Here is a 14844-nt window from a genome sequence, read left to right as displayed (position 1 = left end):
CCCGCGGGCCTCCCGGAGACCGCCGGCGCCGCGCGGAACGGACCGCACCAGCAGGCGCTCCGCCGTCCCGCACCAGCACCGACCAGAGACCGCATGACCACCACGCTCCGCACCACCGCCACCCGCCGCACGGCGCTCCTGTCGACCATCGCCGCCGGCGGCGTGACCGCCGCGCTCGTCCTCCTCCCCGCGGCGTCGTCCGAGGCGGTCCCGCCGGGTGGTGCCGTCAGCCGGTCCAACGGCGCCTCGGTGACGTTGTCGACCACGAGCGTCAAGCGCGGCGGCCGGATCAAGGTCACGGGTCGCAACTGGAAGGCCCAGGGCTCCCGCACCGGCAACGGCAAGGTCGTGACGATCAAGCTCGACGACCGCGACATCCTGGCCCAGATCCCGATCCGCAACAAGCGGTTCTCGGGCTACGTCACCATCCCGCGGCCGGTCGCCAAGGGCCGCCACACGCTGCGCTTCCTCGCCTCGAAGCCGGCGACGAGCATCAAGAGCAAGTCGTTCAAGGTCCGCTGATCGTGCGCCGCCGCACCCTCGTCGTCGGCGCCTCGGCCGGGCTCGCCCTGGCCGGCGCCACCACCGCCGTGGCCCTGCCGCCGGGCGGGGCGGTCGACAAGCTCGGCACGCCCGCCGGCAGCCTCGAGATCACGAGCGCCGCGCTCCGCGAGGGCAAGGTCCAGTTCTGCGTCCGCGGCTTCGTCACCAAGGACGGGGCGGCGCCGCAGCAGTTCCAGGTGAAGTTCGACGACTTCGGGAGTCGGGGCATCGGCCAGTTCCAGCCCGACGCGAGCGGGACGTACTGCGGCGAGATCGCGACCGATCGCGCGGCCTACGCGACGAAGGCGAGCGCCGACGACAAGATCCCGGCGGTCGCCCAGGGTGCGGACGCGAACCTCTGCGACACGAGCAAGCAGCACTGGCTCCGGGTCCTGACCGGCACGTGGGCGCACCCGAACGGCAGCGAGCGCAGCATCGCCCGCGACATCGCGATCGACAGCACGTGCGGCACCGGCGGCAAGGCCGCGGCGCCGAGCATCGGAACCGTCGTCGGGTCGGACACCGGCGTCCTGCCGCCCACGTCGACCCCGGGTGGGACGACCACGACCCCCGGCGGCACCACGACGACCCCCGGCACGACGACCCCGGGCGGCCCCACCACCCCGGGCACGACGACCCCGGTCGTCCTCAGCGGCCTGGCGAAGGTCCGCAGCTCGACCGTCGCCGTCAAGGGCACCGTCGCGACCCTGCAGGTCCGTCGCACCGCGGCGGTCGGCAAGGGCAAGATCACGATCCGGAGTGCCGCGAAGCTCGCGGTGAAGGGTCGCAAGGGCTCGAAGGTCCGGACCCTCGTCTCGGGCCGCCCCTACTCCCTCACGGGCCAGGTCTCCCAGAGCCTGCGCCTGAAGCTCACGACCACCGGCCGCAGCGTCCTCCGCACGCGGGCGCGCCTGGACGCCGTCGTGACGATCACCCCGAACGGCGGCACGCCGACGACCGCCAAGGTCGTCCTGAAGCCGACCAAGACCACCAAGAAGTAGCTGAGGAGCACCATGCAGCACGCACCCGCGCCCGCCGCGTTCCGATCACGACGACTGATGGTCGCCGCGACGACGTCGGTCCTCATCGTGCTGGCCGCCGTCTGGGCGACCGTCGCGCTGGCACTGCCGCCGGGTGGGCCGGTCGAGACGCGAGGCACCGCGACGCTGAGCGTCACCACGACGTTCGTCAAGACGCCGGTGACCGGCGACGCGTCGACGGGCGTCGTGTCGTTCACCGGCGCCGGCTTCAACGCGAACGAGGTCCTCGTCGTCAAGCTCGACGACGGCGCTATCCGGCCGACGACGCAGCCGACCGTCCCTCCGGGAGGCGCGGCGAACACCGATGACGGCTTCGCCTGGGTGACGGCCGACGGGACGGGCTCCATCAACAGCTCGATCGACCTCAAGACCACCCGCGCCGCGGACGCGTCGAAGGTCCAGTCCGGCAAGCACCACATCCGGCTGATCGGCGACGCTCCGCGGAGCATCCACGCGGACTTCCTCATCCGTGCCACCGGGCCCGCTCAGACCGCGATCGTGAACAACGTCTTCGTCGCTCCGCCGGCCGACCAGCCCGTGGGCTGGGGGGCCCAGGCGCCGTACGTCGACATCCCGTCGCTCGTCCCGGGGTCGCGCATCCCGTACCGCATCGCCGGGTTCAGCCCGAAGCAGGTCGTCGGCGTCAAGGTCGACGACCAGAACCTGCCGGGTACGACGTTCCCGAACGGCACGTGGACCACGATCCAGACCGACGACACCGGGGCCGCCTCCGGCTACCTCGATCTGCCTGACACCCCGGGCGCGAACGGGATCTCGCCGTACGCGAACGGCGCACACTGGCTCCGCTTCCTCGCCGGGTCGATCCAGAACTCCGAGGGCAACACCGGCTCGCCGCGCAGCGTCGTCGCTCCGTACGCGGTCGACACCGCCTCGCCCGCGCGTTCGGTGACGGTCGCGGCCTCCGGCCAGCGTGGCCGCTCGGTCGCACTGACGGGTACCGGCCTGCAGAAGACGCCCTTCTACGTCGCGGGCGGCACCGGCAACACCGGTGACGGCCAGACCGTCACGGCCCGCATCGATGGCACCGGCACGCCGTTCCACGTCCGCGCGAACGACGACGGCACGCTGTCCGGCGCGCTGCCGATCCCCGCCGGGACGTCGCTCGGCACGCACAAGGTCGTGCTGTGGACCGGGTTCCGGGCCGGCAGCGACTTCCCGCAGAAGGTCGAGGAGCGCTCCTTCGAGGTCACCGAGTTCGTGCCGGACCCGGTCGTGACGACGCCCGACACGACCCCCACCACCCCGACGACGACGGCTACCACGCCGACCGTCCCGACGACCCCGGTCAAGCCCGCCGACCCGGTGAAGCCGCGCGCCGCCAGGGTCTCGTCCTCGTCGCTGAAGGCCACGAAGGCCGGCAAAGTCACGCTGTCACTCGTCCGGCCGAGCGTCGCGACGAAGGCCGCCGTGTCCGTGAAGACGAAGAGCAAGGTCAAGGTCCCCGGCTCGCGGAAGACGAAGATCGTGACGCTCGTGAAGGCCGTCACGGTGTCGCTGAAGGCCGGCACGGCGAAGGAGAAGAGCGCCGTCTCCCTGAAGCTGACCAAGGAGGGTCGCGCGCTGGTCAAGAAGCTGAAGAAGGTCAAGGTCGTCGTCCGCGTCGCCCCCAAGGGCGGCAAGGCGTTCACGAAGACCGTGACGCTGCGCGGCTGAGCGTCGTCCGGGCGCACACCCGAGCCCTCCGCCGACTCGGGTCGGCCACCACGCGGGGCCCCGGTGATCCGGGGCCCTGCGCCGTTCCGGCAGCCTCGGCGAGGAGACGAGGAGGCCGTCGGTCTCCGGCATCTCCCGGCCTCGACGTCGGCCAGGTCGCCCGGCGTCGCCTGCCGTCCGCGGCATCGCACGGGAAGGGCGGACACACAGGACGCCTTCGGCGGGGCGAGCGGCAACCCGCCACGGCTGTATTGCAGACGCCGTCCGCGCTAGTGTTCGGTCTGCCTACTTTTAGGCAACCCTACACCGCAGGAGAACTCCCCATGATCCTCTCGTCCCCCCGGTCGGCCCGCCAGGTCGGCGCGTCGTCTCCCGCGCGCCCCGTCCCGTCGGTCCCGTCATCCTCGGCCCGCCGCGGTGCCACGGCCCTGGCGACGGCCGCGCTCGTCGTCGGCGGTCCCGCGCTCGTCGCAGCACCGGCCTCTGCCGCGGACGACGCGCCCGCAGCCGCAGCCACGGCCGCCGCGCCCCCGGCGGTCTCGATCACCTCGTCCCTCGGCGGGCTCGCCGTCGGCCACGACGCCACGGTCAGCGGCACCGGGTTCGCGCCCGGGTCGACGATCTCGGTCGCCGCCGACGGGACCGCACTGCCGTCGACCGCGCCGATCGCCGCCGACGCGTCCGGCGCATTCACGGCGACCGTCCGCATCCCTGCCGACGCGCCGCTCGGCGACCACGAGATCGTCGCCACCGCCGCGGACGGCGCGACCGCGAAGGTCACCGACACGTTCATCGCCGCGCCGGACGTCCCGTTCTTCGGTGCCGGGAGCTTCGGCGCGTCCCGGACCCAGCTGCAGAACGGCGCGTACCAGGTGCGCTACAGCCTGAGGCAGGACGGCCTCTGGGTGACGAACGCGGAGTTCAACGCGGTCTACGACGTCGTCGCGTCGAAGCTCCAGCTGCTCGACCGTCGCACGCTGAAGGTCCGCCGCACGATCGACGCGAAGGCCGACGGCGGGCAGTCGCCCTTCGGGGTCGCCGTCGACGACCGCCGCAACACGCTCTGGACGACCGACACCGTCGCCGACGAGGTGTCGGTGTGGAACCAGGCGACCGGCAAGCGTCTCGCGACGATCGACGGGGTCGCCCACGCCCGCGACGCCGTCGTCGATCCGTTGCGCGATCGGGTGTACGTGTCCGCGTTCCTCGCCGACGAGGTCCAGATCTTCGACGCGAAGACGTTCAGGAAGATCGGCGCGATCCCGACCGGCACAGCGTCCGGCCCGGTCAGCCTGGCGCTCGACCCCGTCCACCAGCGGCTCTACACGACCACGTACTACGGCGGGAACCTCGTCGCGATCGACACGCGCCAGGACCGCGTCGCCGGCACGTGGTCGACCGGCCAGCTGCAGACCACGGGCGTCGGCGTCGACCCGGTCCGCGGCCAGGTCTACACCGCCGGCCCCATCACCGGCGACGTCCGCGCGTTCGACGGCCGCACCGGCAAGGTCCTCTGGAAGCGCCCCACCGGCACCGCGGCCCTGAGCGTCGCGGCGGACCCGATCACGGGTCGCGTCTTCGTCGCCAACCGGCTCGCGCGCTCCGTGAGCGTCCTCGCCCCGCGCGACGGCAAGGTCCTCGCCAACGTCGAGGTCGGCCCGAGCCCGAACAGCGTCACGCTGGCCGGCGGCACCGCCTACGTCGTGAACAAGGGCGAGCAGACCGAGGCCGGGCACGACGGGCTGACGAAGCTCGCGCCGAAGGCGCCGGGGCGGCGGTAAGGACCGCGGGGCGGGCGTCGGCGGGACTACGCTCCCGCGATGCCCCGCCCCACCGACGCGTCCCTCGATGCGCTCGAGGCCCTCGTCCTCGGCGCGCCGACATCAGGAATGTCGTCGGCCCGGCGGATCGATCCTCGGGCGTTCCGGTCCGCACTGGACGACCTTCGTCGCGCGGCCGCCCCCGTCGTCGCCGAGGAGGCCGAGCGTCCCGACGGCCCGGTGACGCTCGCGCTCCACGCGCTCGAGCGCGTCGCCGATCGGGCGAGACGGGTGCCGTTCCGCGACGAGGTCCGGATCTCCCTGGTGGAGACGATCACGGCACTGGACGCGATCCGCGAAGCGACCTGGAGGCGCCCCGCCGACGACGAGGCATCGGTCTCGCCGGCCGAGGCCACCGCCGGCGGCGAGCTCATCCGCTCGGCCTTCGATGCGATCGACGCGATCGACGACCTGGTGTTCGAGGCTCCGCAGGTGCCGCTGACCGACCAGGTCCGACTCGACCCGGCCGCGTTCCAGCAGCTGGTCGAGGCGCTCCGCATCGGTGCGTCGGCGATCGTCTCCGACGAGCAGCGGCGCACGCTGCGTCCGGTGACCGAGCACATCGAACGGCTGCAGTCGATCCTGGACGATGCGCCGTCGATGCCCCTCGGCTCCAAGGTGCGGGTCCGGCGCGAGCAGGTCTTCGCCGTGCTGAGCGGCCTGGTCGAGGAGCTCCCCGAGGCGTTGAACCGACAGCGCGGGTGACGGGTCGCCCGACAGTGAACGCGTCCGCTCGATCGACTGTCGGGTCTCCCGTCTCCACGGCGGGGAACCCGACAGTCGATCGCCGGGGGGTTTTCACTGTCGGGTCTCCCGCTCGCCGCCGCCCCCGAGGCGCGCCGGCCGCCCCCGAGGCGCGCCGCCCGCCCCGAGCGCGCCACCCGCCCCGAGCGCACTCGCGGCCCCCGGGGCGCCGCCGCCCCCGGAGCCGCCCGCCGCCCCCGAGGCGCGCCGCCCGGCCCTCAGCCCCGCGCCCGCGCCGCCGCGCTCTCCGGCCGCGGCCACGACCGCCAGGACCGCCTGGCGTCCTCGGCGGCCGCGTCGACCACGCACGCCAGGAGCCGCTCGCGGTCGGCGCCGAGCCGGCCCGTGCCGCACGACGGGGTCACCAGGCTGTGCTCGACGAGCGTGCGGACCGACGGGCCCGCCGCGCTCACCGCGCCGATGCACGCCGCCAGCCGGGCGGCGACGGCGGCCTCCGTGTCGGGACGCACCGGGTCGACCGCCCCCCAGGCGATCCGGCCGCCGCCGTCGACGAGGTCCGCCAGCACCGCGGCGCCCTCGGGGTCCACCGGGTACCTGGTGGCGTCGAACGAGAGGACGTCCGGCGCCGCGTCGCGCACCAGCCCCCACGGCACCGACGAGCACACGTGGAGCCCCCACGCAGCGGCCGCGCCGCGGAGCGGGTCCCACACGTCCCCGCCGCCGATCGCCGCGTGCGCGAGCCCCGGCTCGTCGACGAGGAGCAGCACGTCGAGGTCGAGGTCGAGGTCGCGCATGCGGGCGACCTGCCCCGCGACGTTCGACGCCAGCCATCCGGCGATCTCGGTCGCCAGGCCGATGACGTCGGCACCGACGCCGGGACGGCCGGCCGCGCGCTCCATCGCGACCGCCAGGGTCACCGGTCCGGTCGCCTGGAGCTTCACGACCCGGTGCTCGGGCGCCCGGTCGGCGACGGCCGCGACGAACGCGTCCCACGCCGCCGGGCGCTCGCGGTCGCGCTCGGTCGTCCAGCCGCACGGCGCCGCCGACCACTCGGCGCCGAGCCACTCGCGGACCATGTCGCCGTCGTGCCGCGGCAGCTGCGGGCAGAACGGGATCCCGTAGGCCCGCGTGGCGTGGCGGACCGCCGCCCGCCGATCGTCGAACGGCAGACTGCCGACGCCCGTGGTGGCGAGCGCCGGCAGGCGGTCGAGGACGGTGCTCACGCCGGCACCGGCTGCCCGATCTCGACGCGCCGCCGGCGAGCGGCCTCGACGAGGTTCCGCAGCGCCGCGCGCGTCTCCTCCCAGCCGCGGGTCTTCAGGCCGCAGTCCGGGTTGACCCACAGCTGCTCGACCGTCAGGTACCGCTGGGCGTCCCGCAGCAACTGCTCGATCTCCTCCACCGACGGCACGCGCGGGGCGTGGATGTCGTAGACGCCGGGGCCGATCTCCCCCGGGTAGTCGAACCCGGAGAAGACCTCCAGGAGCTCCATGCCGGAGCGCGACGCCTCGATCGACAGCACGTCGGCGTCCAGGCGCGCGATGTGCTCGATCATCTCGTTGAACTCCGAGTAGCACATGTGCGTGTGGATCTGGGTGTCCGGGCGGGCCGGCGCGGAGGTCAGCCGGAAGCAGTCGACGGCCCAGCGCACGTAGTCGTCCTGGTCCTCCCCCCGCAGCGGGAGGCCCTCGCGCAGCGCGGCCTCGTCGACCTGGATCACGGCGCAGCCGGCGGCCTCGAGGTCGACGACCTCGTCCTGGATCGCCAGGCCGATCTGTCGGCAGGTCTCCTGCCGCGGCTGGTCGTCGCGCACGAACGACCACTGCAGGATCGTCACCGGGCCGGTGAGCATGCCCTTCATCGGCCTGCTGGTCCGCGACTGCGCGTACTCCCACCAGGAGACCGTCATCGGCTCGGGGCGGGAGACGTCGCCGAAGAGGATCGGCGGCTTCACGCAGCGGCTGCCGTACGACTGGACCCAGCCGTACGCGGAGAACGCGAAGCCCTCCAGCTGCTCGCCGAAGTACTCGACCATGTCGTTGCGCTCGGGCTCGCCGTGCACGAGGACGTCGAGGTCGAGCTCCTCCTGGATGCGGACGACGTCGTCGATCTCGGACTTCAGGAAGTCCTCGTACGTCGCGGCGTCGATGTCCCCGGCGCGCCGGCGCCGGCGCATGTTGCGGATCTTCGTCGTCTGCGGGTACGACCCGATCGTCGTGGTCGGCAGCAGCGGCAGGCCGAGGCGCCGGCGCTGCGCGGCGAGCCGGTCGGCGATCGGCGCCGGCCGGTCGTGGTCCGCCTGCGTGACGGCCGCGGCGCGCGAGCGGACCGCGTGGTCGTTCGTGCGCGGCGACGAGCGACGCGACGCGATCCGGGCCCGCGACTCCTGCAGCAGCTGGTCGCGACCCGCGGCGTCGGCCTGCAGTGCGCGGTGCAGCAGCGCGAGCTCGTCGAGCTTCTCCTCGCCGAACGCCAGCCAGGAGCGGACCTCCTCGTCGATCCCGGTCTCGCGCGACACCCGGTACGGGGCGTGCAGGAGCGAGCACGACGGCGCGATCGTCAGGCGGCCCGCGCCCAGGCGGTCGACGATCCGATCGAGCTGGTCCAGCGCGCGGTCGGGGTCGGTCGCCCAGACGTTGCGCCCGTCGACCACCCCGGCCGACAGGCGCGCGCCGGCGGGCAGCGCGTCGAGCACGGCGTCGAGCTGCTGGGGCGCGCGGACGAGGTCGACGTGGAGCTCCGCCAGCGGCAGCGCGGAGATCCGGCGCAGGACGTCGGCGTCGAGGCGGTCGAAGTACGTCGCCAGAGCGATGCCGGGGCGGGTCCCCTCGGGCGTCGCGGCGGCACCGTCGGCGTCACGGACGCCTGCGGCGGCCCCCGCCGTCAGCGCGCCGTAGGCCTGCTCGAACGCGTCGAGCTCGGCGGCGGTGCGCTCCTGGACGAGGACGGCTCGTCGAGCTGGACCTCCTCCACGCCCTCGGCGGCGAGCAGGTCGAGGAACCGCCCGTAGACCTCGACGAGCGCCGGCAGGAGCGCCAGGCGGTCGACGCCCGCGGCGGCCTTGCCGAGCAGCAGGAGCGACAGCGGACCGAGGACGACCGGGCGCAGCGTCGGGCCGGCGGTGCCGCCGGCGTCGGTGCGGGCCTCGCGCAGGTGGGCGAGCCAGCGGCCCGGCCGGAGCGCGAAGGTCTGGTCGGCCCGGATCTCGGGGACGAGGTAGTGGTAGTTCGTGTCCAGCCACTTCGTCATCTCGAGTGGCGTGGTGTCGGCGTCGCCGCGGCAGGCGAGGAAGTGGCGGCGCAGCGCCTCCTCGGAGTCGACGACGCTCGCGTCGGCGGGGAGCGGGGCGCCGGTCGCCGAGCCGGCCCCGGAGGACGAGGTGTCGCGCGAGGCCGTGGCCCCGGCGGACGCGGCCTCGCCGGACGACGCGCCGCCGTGGCGCTCGGCGACGAGGCCGACGAGCTCGGCCGCGTCGAGGACGTGGTCGTAGAGCGCCTGGTCGCCGATCGGCAGGACGTCGATCCCGGCCTGGCGGGCGCGACCGAGGTTCTGGGTGCGCAGGCCGCGGGCGGTCTGCTGCAGCTCCTCGGCCGAGAGTCGTCCGGCCCAGTGGGCCTCGAGCGCGACCTTCAGCTCGCGGTCGGCGCCGATGCGGGGGAATCCGAGCACAGCGGTGCGTGCCATCTTCTGTCTCCTTCTGCGATGGCCGTTACGCGCGGCCACGGTTGTCAGAAGCACCTGCGGGGTGGCCCCGTGGTGCAGAGTCGACAGGTCTTCGGACTCGGATGCGCTCGATCGCGGCCGCCTTCCCAGGCCCGCAGACGAACGGTCTGCGGGAACCCAGTGGCGTCGTGGCCACGATCCGCATCCTCACCGCTGCGCGTCAGTCCCGGATTCGCACCGGATTCCCTGACCCCGACGGTTCGGGGTGGATCGACTCCACCCGGGACGCTAGCGCGGGGTCCGCGTGACGGGCGACACAGACGCGGATTCGAGCGCGACGGTGCGAAGCGGGAAACCCACCCCACGGCGACGCCGGGCGGTGCGATCCTGCCCGGGCCGCATTCATCCGGGCTTCATCCGGCCCCCGGCAGGCTCCACCCATGTTCTTCCGCCGCACCGCCACCCTCCTCTCCTGCGCGGTCACCGCGCTGCTCCTCGCCGCCGGTTCATCGTCCGCGGCCCCGGCCCCGAAGGTCGACGGCAACCGCCTCGTCGACACCACGACCGGGAGGACGTTCGTCCCGCGGGGCGTCAACTGGCCGAGCTTCGAGTACGCCTGCCACTACGGTTACGGCACCTCCAACACGGCGAGCGCGACGAGCGTCGGTCCGACCGACGAGCAGGCGCGACTGATCGCGTCGTGGCACACCAACGTCGTCCGCCTCCCGCTGAACCAGGACTGCTGGCTCGGCGACGATGGCGAACCCACCGGCGGGATCACCCCGCAGGCGTACCAGGACGCCGTCGCCGCCTGGGTCGGGAAGCTCCACGCCGCCGGCCTGGCCGTGATCCTCGACCTCCACTGGAGCGGCCCCGACGGCGTCCAGGCGGACGGCCAGCGGATGATGGCCGACGAGCGCTCCCCGGTCTTCTGGAGCTCCGTCGCCCAGCGCTTCAAGGACGACCCGTCGGTCCTCTTCGACGCGTTCAACGAGCCGTTCTCGCAGGACCTCGGCGACGGCACGTCGCTCACGCTGGACTGGGGCTGCTGGCGTGACGGCGGCTGCCCCGGCGCGCGGCAGAACGAGAACGCCCAGGCGTTCGACAAGCGGACGTTCCTGATCGTCGGGATGCAGCCGCTCGTCGGCGCGATCCGTGCCGCCGGCGCGCGCCAGCCGATCCTCCTGGGCGGTCTCGACTACGCGAACGACCTCCGCGGCTGGCTCGACCACCGGCCCGACGACGACCAGCTCGTCGCCGCCTTCCACAACTACGGCGGCCAGCGCTGCAACACCCAGGCGTGCTGGGACGCCGAGATCGCCCCGGTCGCCGCGAAGGTCCCGGTGGTCACCGGCGAGTTCGGCGAGACCGACTGCAAGGAGGACCACGACCGCCGGTACATGTCGTGGGCCGACGCGCACGGGGTCGGGTACGTCGCGTGGCAGTGGGTCGTGCTCCAGCCGGACGAGCAGGCGAACCCGGCCTGCTCCGGTCTCGCCCTGATCAAGGACGTCGAGGGCACGCCGAACGCCCCGAACGGCACGGCGCTGAAGAGCCACCTGGACGCCCTGGCCGGCGGGGCGGCGGGAGACCGCCGGGCGCCGAAGGTCACCCGCGTGCGGCTGGGCCGCACCCGCCGGGTGATGACGGTTCGCCTGAAGCTCGACGAGGCCGCCACCGTCCGCGCCACCCTCACCCGCCGCGGCGGGAGCTCGACCGTGGTGACGCGGCAGCTCGCGAAGGGGACCCGCACGATCACGCTGCTGAAGCGCCGCCCGGCCCGCGGTCGCTACCGCGTCAGCCTCCGCGCGACCGACGCCGCCGGCAACCGCTCGGCCGCCGTCGGCGCGTCGCTGCGGGTGCGGTAGGGCCCGAAGGCCCGCTGGACGACGGCGTCGCGCCCCGCGCCGGCGGGACGCGACCGTCGCGCACCCGCCGCCCCGCGGTCCAGGACTCTCGCGTCAGCCCTTCAACAGCAGCCGCGACCTGATCCAGGCGGCGTGTTGCGAGACGTTGAACACGACCGCGAACGCCCCCGCCGCCGTGACCCTGCCGCGCCGGGCGATGTCCTGCGCGGCGATCACGCTGTCGACGACCTCGCAGAGCTGGTTGACGAGGACGGCGTCCCTCTGCGTGCCGTTCCGGATCGCCACCAGGGCGTGGATCCCGAGGGCGATGTCGCGGCTGCCCAGGAAGTAGTTCGTCTGGCGCGAGTCCTCGGTCGACTTCACGCCGACGAGCGCGATCGCGACCGCCGGCGCCGCGAACGACGCGACGCCGTAGGCGATCCGCACGCCCGCGATGACCTTCAGGTAGGTGTCGACCTCGGTCGTGTCCGTGCTCATGCGGGCACCGTACCCGCGGTCCGCCCCGAAATGGGACGACCGTTCCGGACCGGTGGTGGTCAGTCCTTCTCCGGCCCGTCCTTCGGGCGCGCCGGCGCGGTCGTCCGGAAGCCCTTCGGCTCGGCGGCGGGCTTCGGCGGAGCGGCGCGCCGCTCCGCCGGCTGGTCGGTCACGACGGCCTTCGCGACGTCGTTCGTCGCCTCGAAGAGGCTCTTCGCGATCGGCATGATCGCCGAGGCGACGCCGACCGTGGAGAGCAGCCCGCGGTTCAGGCCCTCGGCGCCGTCGAGGACGGTGAGGCTGCCGACGTTCTCGTACTGGCGTGCGGCGGCGGAGACGATCGCCGGCAGCTGCTCCGCGATCTGCTGGGCGACGACCCCCTCGGCGTTCTCGGCGAGCGCCTTCTGTCGGGCCTCGATGCCCGCGGCCTCGGCGAGGCCCTTCTCCCTGGTGCCCTCGGCCTCGGCGAGCAGCCGGGCCTTCGTCGCCTCGGCGTCGGCGATGCCGTTCTTCTGGGTCGCCTCGGCGCGGGCGGACGCGTCGAGCTTCGTCGCCTCGGCGCGGGCGGAGGCATCGAGCTTCGTGGCCTCCGCACGGACGTTGGCGTCCAGCCGGGTCTTCTGCGCCTCGGCCTCGGCGGCGGCGATCGACGCCTCGCGGGCGGCGTTGGCGTTCGTGACCTGCTCGTACGCCCGGGCGTCGGCGGGCTTGCGGACGGTCGTCTGCAGTCGCTGCTCCTCGAGGTTCGCCTCGAGCTCGGCGGCGCGGGTGTCGGCCTCGACGACGGCCTGACGGGCCTTCGCCTCGGCCAGCGGGCCGGCCTGCGCGGCCTCCTGCTGCGCCCGGTCGGTCTCGGCCTGCGCGGCGGCACGGCGGACGTCGGAGTCGCGCTTGGCCTCCGCGGCCTTCGCGGCGGCAGCGGCCTCGCGCTCCGCGGCCTCCTGCTCGCGCTCGGCGGCGGCGATGCGGGCGGCCGCGGCGACGGCGGCGGCCTGCGGCTTGCCGAGGTTCCGGATGTAGCCCTCCTGCGAGCCCTGCGGGTCGCGGATGTCCTTGACCTGGAAGGAGTCGATGACGAGCCCGAGCTTCTGCATCTCGACCGCGGTGGCGTCGCGGACCTCGTCGGTCAGGGCGTTGCGGTCGGCGATCAGGGCCTCGACCGTCAGCCCGCCGACCACGGTGCGCAGATGACCGTGGGCGATGTCCTTGATCGTGCGCTTGATGACGTCGTCGGGCGTGTCCTGGAAGCGGGTCACGGCGTTGGCGATCGACGCGCGGTCGTTGCCGACCTTGAACGCCATCACGGCCTCGACCTCGACGGGGATCGCCTGCTTGGAGACGCAGTGCAGGCCCGCGTTGTTCTCGCCGAGGTCGACGGTGCGCGACTCGAGCGACAGCCGCTGCGCGCGCTGCAGCACGGGGATCACGATCGAGCCGCCGGAGGTGACGACCTTGAAGTTCATCGTCGCCTCGACGACCGGGGCGTTCGGGTCGTCGGACTTCGGCTGGTTGTCGCCCTTCGAGCCCGCGCCGGTGATGATCAGCGCCTCGTTGCCCTTGGGCACCTGGTAGACGGAGAACGCCAGGATCACGCCGAGGACGACGAGGATCGCCAGGGCGGCGACGGGATAGACCCAGACGGGGACGGACGCGAGGACGGGCATGGGACGGTTCCTGGTGGTCGGGGCTCAGGGCGAGCCGGGGTACGCCGTGACGAGCACGGTGCGGGAGAGCTGCGGGTGGGGTTCGACGACGACGCACTCGGCGCCGCGCTCGATGGACTCCTCGCCGTCGTACGCGACGGCGTAGTACGCCTCGACGCGGTCGCCGACGGCGAGCATGACCTCGCCGAGCCGCCCGGTCCGGACGGGTCCGGTGACGCGGCCGATCTTGCCGGCGAGGGTGTGGTCGGCCATCCTCGAGCCAGTCTAGGCGCGGGAACGCGCCACGACGACCACTCCGGGCCGATCGGCCGAGGGCGGCGAGCGGCGAGCGGCGAGCGGCGAGCGGCGAGCGGCGAGCGGCGAGCGCAGGAAAGCGCGCCACGCCCGGGTCGGCGGTGGGCCGGCGTTCGTTCCTGCGGTCACAGCGCAGGAACGAACGCCGGCGCGGTCCGTGCCACGAGGTGGCGTGCCTTCCTGCGCCGGGAGCGCATCAACGAACGCCGGGCGCACGTCCGTCCCCGACCTGGCGTGCCTTTCAGCGTTCGTCGAGGCGGTCGGCGACGGCGGGCCGCGTCTCGGTGCGCGGGGGGGGGCACGTCATCCGCACCCACGGCCGGTCATCCGCACCCACGGCCGGTCATCCGCACCCACGGCCGGTCATCCGCACCCACGGCCGGTCCTCCCCTCCCCCGGCACGCCCTCGTCACGCTTTCGGCACCGTTCGCCCCTGGTCCCGGCACGTCCGCCCGGGCCACGATCGGCGCGTGGACAGTCCCCGACCCCGCGCCTACGATGACCAGCACGATGACGATCGCCGCCCGCTTCACCCGGGAGGAGTACCTCGCCCTTCCCGAGTCGCCGCCCGGGGTCCGGTTCGAGCTGCTCGACGGTGAGCTCGTCACGATGAACGACCCGCTGCCGGTGCACCAGAAGGCCGTCGTGAACATCCTCACGGCCCTGGTGTTCTGGTCGCGTGCGGCACCCGACCGCGGGCAGGTGCTGCTCCCGATCGACACCGACATCGGGCCGGACACGATCTTCGGCCCCGACCTGCAGTGGTACGCCGCCGACCGCGGGCTGCCGTCGGACCGCGAGCGTCCGTGGCCGGCCGGCGACCTGGTCGTCGAGGTCGCCTCGCCCAGCACCGCCCGCTACGACGCCGAGGTCAAGCTCGACCGCTACCTCGCCGCCGGGGCCCGCGAGGTCTGGCTCGTGCGGACGGACCCGACGGGCGCGACGATCGTCCGGGCGCAGGACGGCGGGCGGAGAACCCTCGAGGTCGCGGCCGGCGGGACGCTCGAGTCGCCGCTGCTGCCCGGGTTCGCGTTCGGGCTCGCCGAGCTCGCAGGCTGACCCGCCGCGGCCCGCGACGACCCACGTACGGACCCCC

The 14844-nt window shown here is 73.9% G+C and carries 11 protein-coding genes, 1 pseudogene and 1 riboswitch; of the genes and pseudogenes, 7 read left to right on the top strand and 5 right to left on the bottom strand.

What is annotated here, in order from left to right; genetic code table 11:
- The first annotated feature begins 93 nt into the window (after positions 1-93).
- The 5 genes from PATMI_RS0106910 to PATMI_RS0106890 all read left to right on the top strand — a co-directional run bounded on the left by PATMI_RS0106910 (position 94) and on the right by PATMI_RS0106890 (position 5782).
- Positions 94-522 carry a hypothetical protein gene (locus tag PATMI_RS0106910; RefSeq protein ID WP_026910348.1) on the top strand — a complete coding sequence of 143 codons (429 nt, stop codon included), beginning with the start codon at positions 94-96 and terminating at the stop codon, positions 520-522.
- A 2-nt stretch (positions 523-524) separates the two neighbouring features.
- Complete coding sequence (locus PATMI_RS37875) at positions 525-1544, top strand: hypothetical protein (protein ID WP_036725398.1); 1020 nt, start codon at positions 525-527, stop codon at positions 1542-1544.
- 12 nt (positions 1545-1556) lie between these two features.
- Entirely contained in the window at positions 1557-3257 is a 1701-nt protein-coding gene (locus tag PATMI_RS0106900) for a hypothetical protein (protein ID WP_157260653.1), read from the top strand.
- Positions 3258-3580: 323 nt separating this feature from the next.
- Complete coding sequence (locus PATMI_RS0106895) at positions 3581-5038, top strand: YncE family protein (protein WP_026910346.1); 1458 nt, start codon at positions 3581-3583, stop codon at positions 5036-5038.
- Between the two features lie 39 nt (positions 5039-5077).
- On the top strand, positions 5078-5782 hold the full coding sequence (locus PATMI_RS0106890) for a hypothetical protein (protein WP_026910345.1): 705 nt from the start codon (positions 5078-5080) through the stop codon (positions 5780-5782).
- 257 nt (positions 5783-6039) lie between these two features.
- Here PATMI_RS0106890 and PATMI_RS0106880 read toward each other — a convergent pair whose 3' ends face one another.
- Together PATMI_RS0106880 and metE are read right to left on the bottom strand one after the other, a co-directional pair.
- Entirely contained in the window at positions 6040-7005 is a 966-nt protein-coding gene (locus PATMI_RS0106880; RefSeq protein WP_026910343.1) for a uroporphyrinogen decarboxylase/cobalamine-independent methonine synthase family protein, read from the bottom strand.
- A pseudogene (gene metE / locus PATMI_RS34055) lies at positions 7002-9466 on the bottom strand (5-methyltetrahydropteroyltriglutamate--homocysteine S-methyltransferase). The gene PATMI_RS0106880 and the pseudogene metE overlap by 4 nt, the downstream one beginning before the upstream one ends.
- A 65-nt stretch (positions 9467-9531) precedes the next feature.
- Positions 9532-9735, bottom strand: a riboswitch (cobalamin riboswitch).
- Positions 9736-9885: 150 nt separating this feature from the next.
- On the opposite strand from metE, the gene PATMI_RS28075 reads away from it, so the two are divergent.
- Positions 9886-11313, top strand: a complete 1428-nt coding sequence (locus tag PATMI_RS28075) for a glycoside hydrolase family 5 protein (RefSeq protein ID WP_051471157.1) — start codon at positions 9886-9888, stop codon at positions 11311-11313.
- A gap of 93 nt (positions 11314-11406) precedes the next feature.
- On the opposite strand, the gene PATMI_RS0106865 is transcribed toward PATMI_RS28075, so the two are convergent.
- Genes PATMI_RS0106865 through PATMI_RS0106855 form a run of 3 tightly spaced genes read right to left on the bottom strand, consistent with a single transcriptional unit; the run spans position 11407 to position 13706 of the window.
- Positions 11407-11790: a DUF4267 domain-containing protein gene (locus PATMI_RS0106865; protein WP_026910342.1), complete on the bottom strand. Its 384-nt coding sequence runs from the start codon at positions 11788-11790 to the stop codon at positions 11407-11409.
- 59 nt (positions 11791-11849) lie between these two features.
- Positions 11850-13454 (bottom strand): SPFH domain-containing protein, encoded by a 1605-nt coding sequence (locus PATMI_RS28070; RefSeq protein ID WP_051471156.1) that lies wholly within the window; start codon positions 13452-13454, stop codon positions 11850-11852.
- A gap of 24 nt (positions 13455-13478) precedes the next feature.
- Positions 13479-13706: a hypothetical protein gene (locus PATMI_RS0106855; RefSeq protein WP_026910341.1), complete on the bottom strand. Its 228-nt coding sequence runs from the start codon at positions 13704-13706 to the stop codon at positions 13479-13481.
- 552 nt (positions 13707-14258) lie between these two features.
- On the opposite strand from PATMI_RS0106855, the gene PATMI_RS0106850 reads away from it, so the two are divergent.
- Complete coding sequence (locus PATMI_RS0106850; protein ID WP_026910340.1) at positions 14259-14807, top strand: Uma2 family endonuclease; 549 nt, start codon at positions 14259-14261, stop codon at positions 14805-14807.
- Positions 14808-14844: the final 37 nt, after the last annotated feature.

It is taken from the genome of Patulibacter minatonensis DSM 18081, assembly GCF_000519325.1.
GTDB lineage: Bacteria > Actinomycetota > Thermoleophilia > Solirubrobacterales > Solirubrobacteraceae > Patulibacter > Patulibacter minatonensis.
This window is presented reverse-complemented; position numbering and strand designations above follow the sequence as displayed.

Coding starts and splice junctions, on each gene's coding strand:
- PATMI_RS0106895 (WP_026910346.1), top strand. CDS start 3,581: ATGATCCTCTCGTCCCCCCGGTCGGCCCGCCAGGTCGGCGCGTCGTCT.
- PATMI_RS28070 (WP_051471156.1), bottom strand. CDS start 13,454: ATGCCCGTCCTCGCGTCCGTCCCCGTCTGGGTCTATCCCGTCGCCGCC.
- PATMI_RS0106850 (WP_026910340.1), top strand. CDS start 14,259: ATGACGATCGCCGCCCGCTTCACCCGGGAGGAGTACCTCGCCCTTCCC.
- PATMI_RS0106865 (WP_026910342.1), bottom strand. CDS start 11,790: ATGAGCACGGACACGACCGAGGTCGACACCTACCTGAAGGTCATCGCG.
- PATMI_RS0106855 (WP_026910341.1), bottom strand. CDS start 13,706: ATGGCCGACCACACCCTCGCCGGCAAGATCGGCCGCGTCACCGGACCC.
- PATMI_RS28075 (WP_051471157.1), top strand. CDS start 9,886: ATGTTCTTCCGCCGCACCGCCACCCTCCTCTCCTGCGCGGTCACCGCG.
- PATMI_RS0106910 (WP_026910348.1), top strand. CDS start 94: ATGACCACCACGCTCCGCACCACCGCCACCCGCCGCACGGCGCTCCTG.
- PATMI_RS0106890 (WP_026910345.1), top strand. CDS start 5,078: ATGCCCCGCCCCACCGACGCGTCCCTCGATGCGCTCGAGGCCCTCGTC.
- PATMI_RS0106900 (WP_157260653.1), top strand. CDS start 1,557: ATGCAGCACGCACCCGCGCCCGCCGCGTTCCGATCACGACGACTGATG.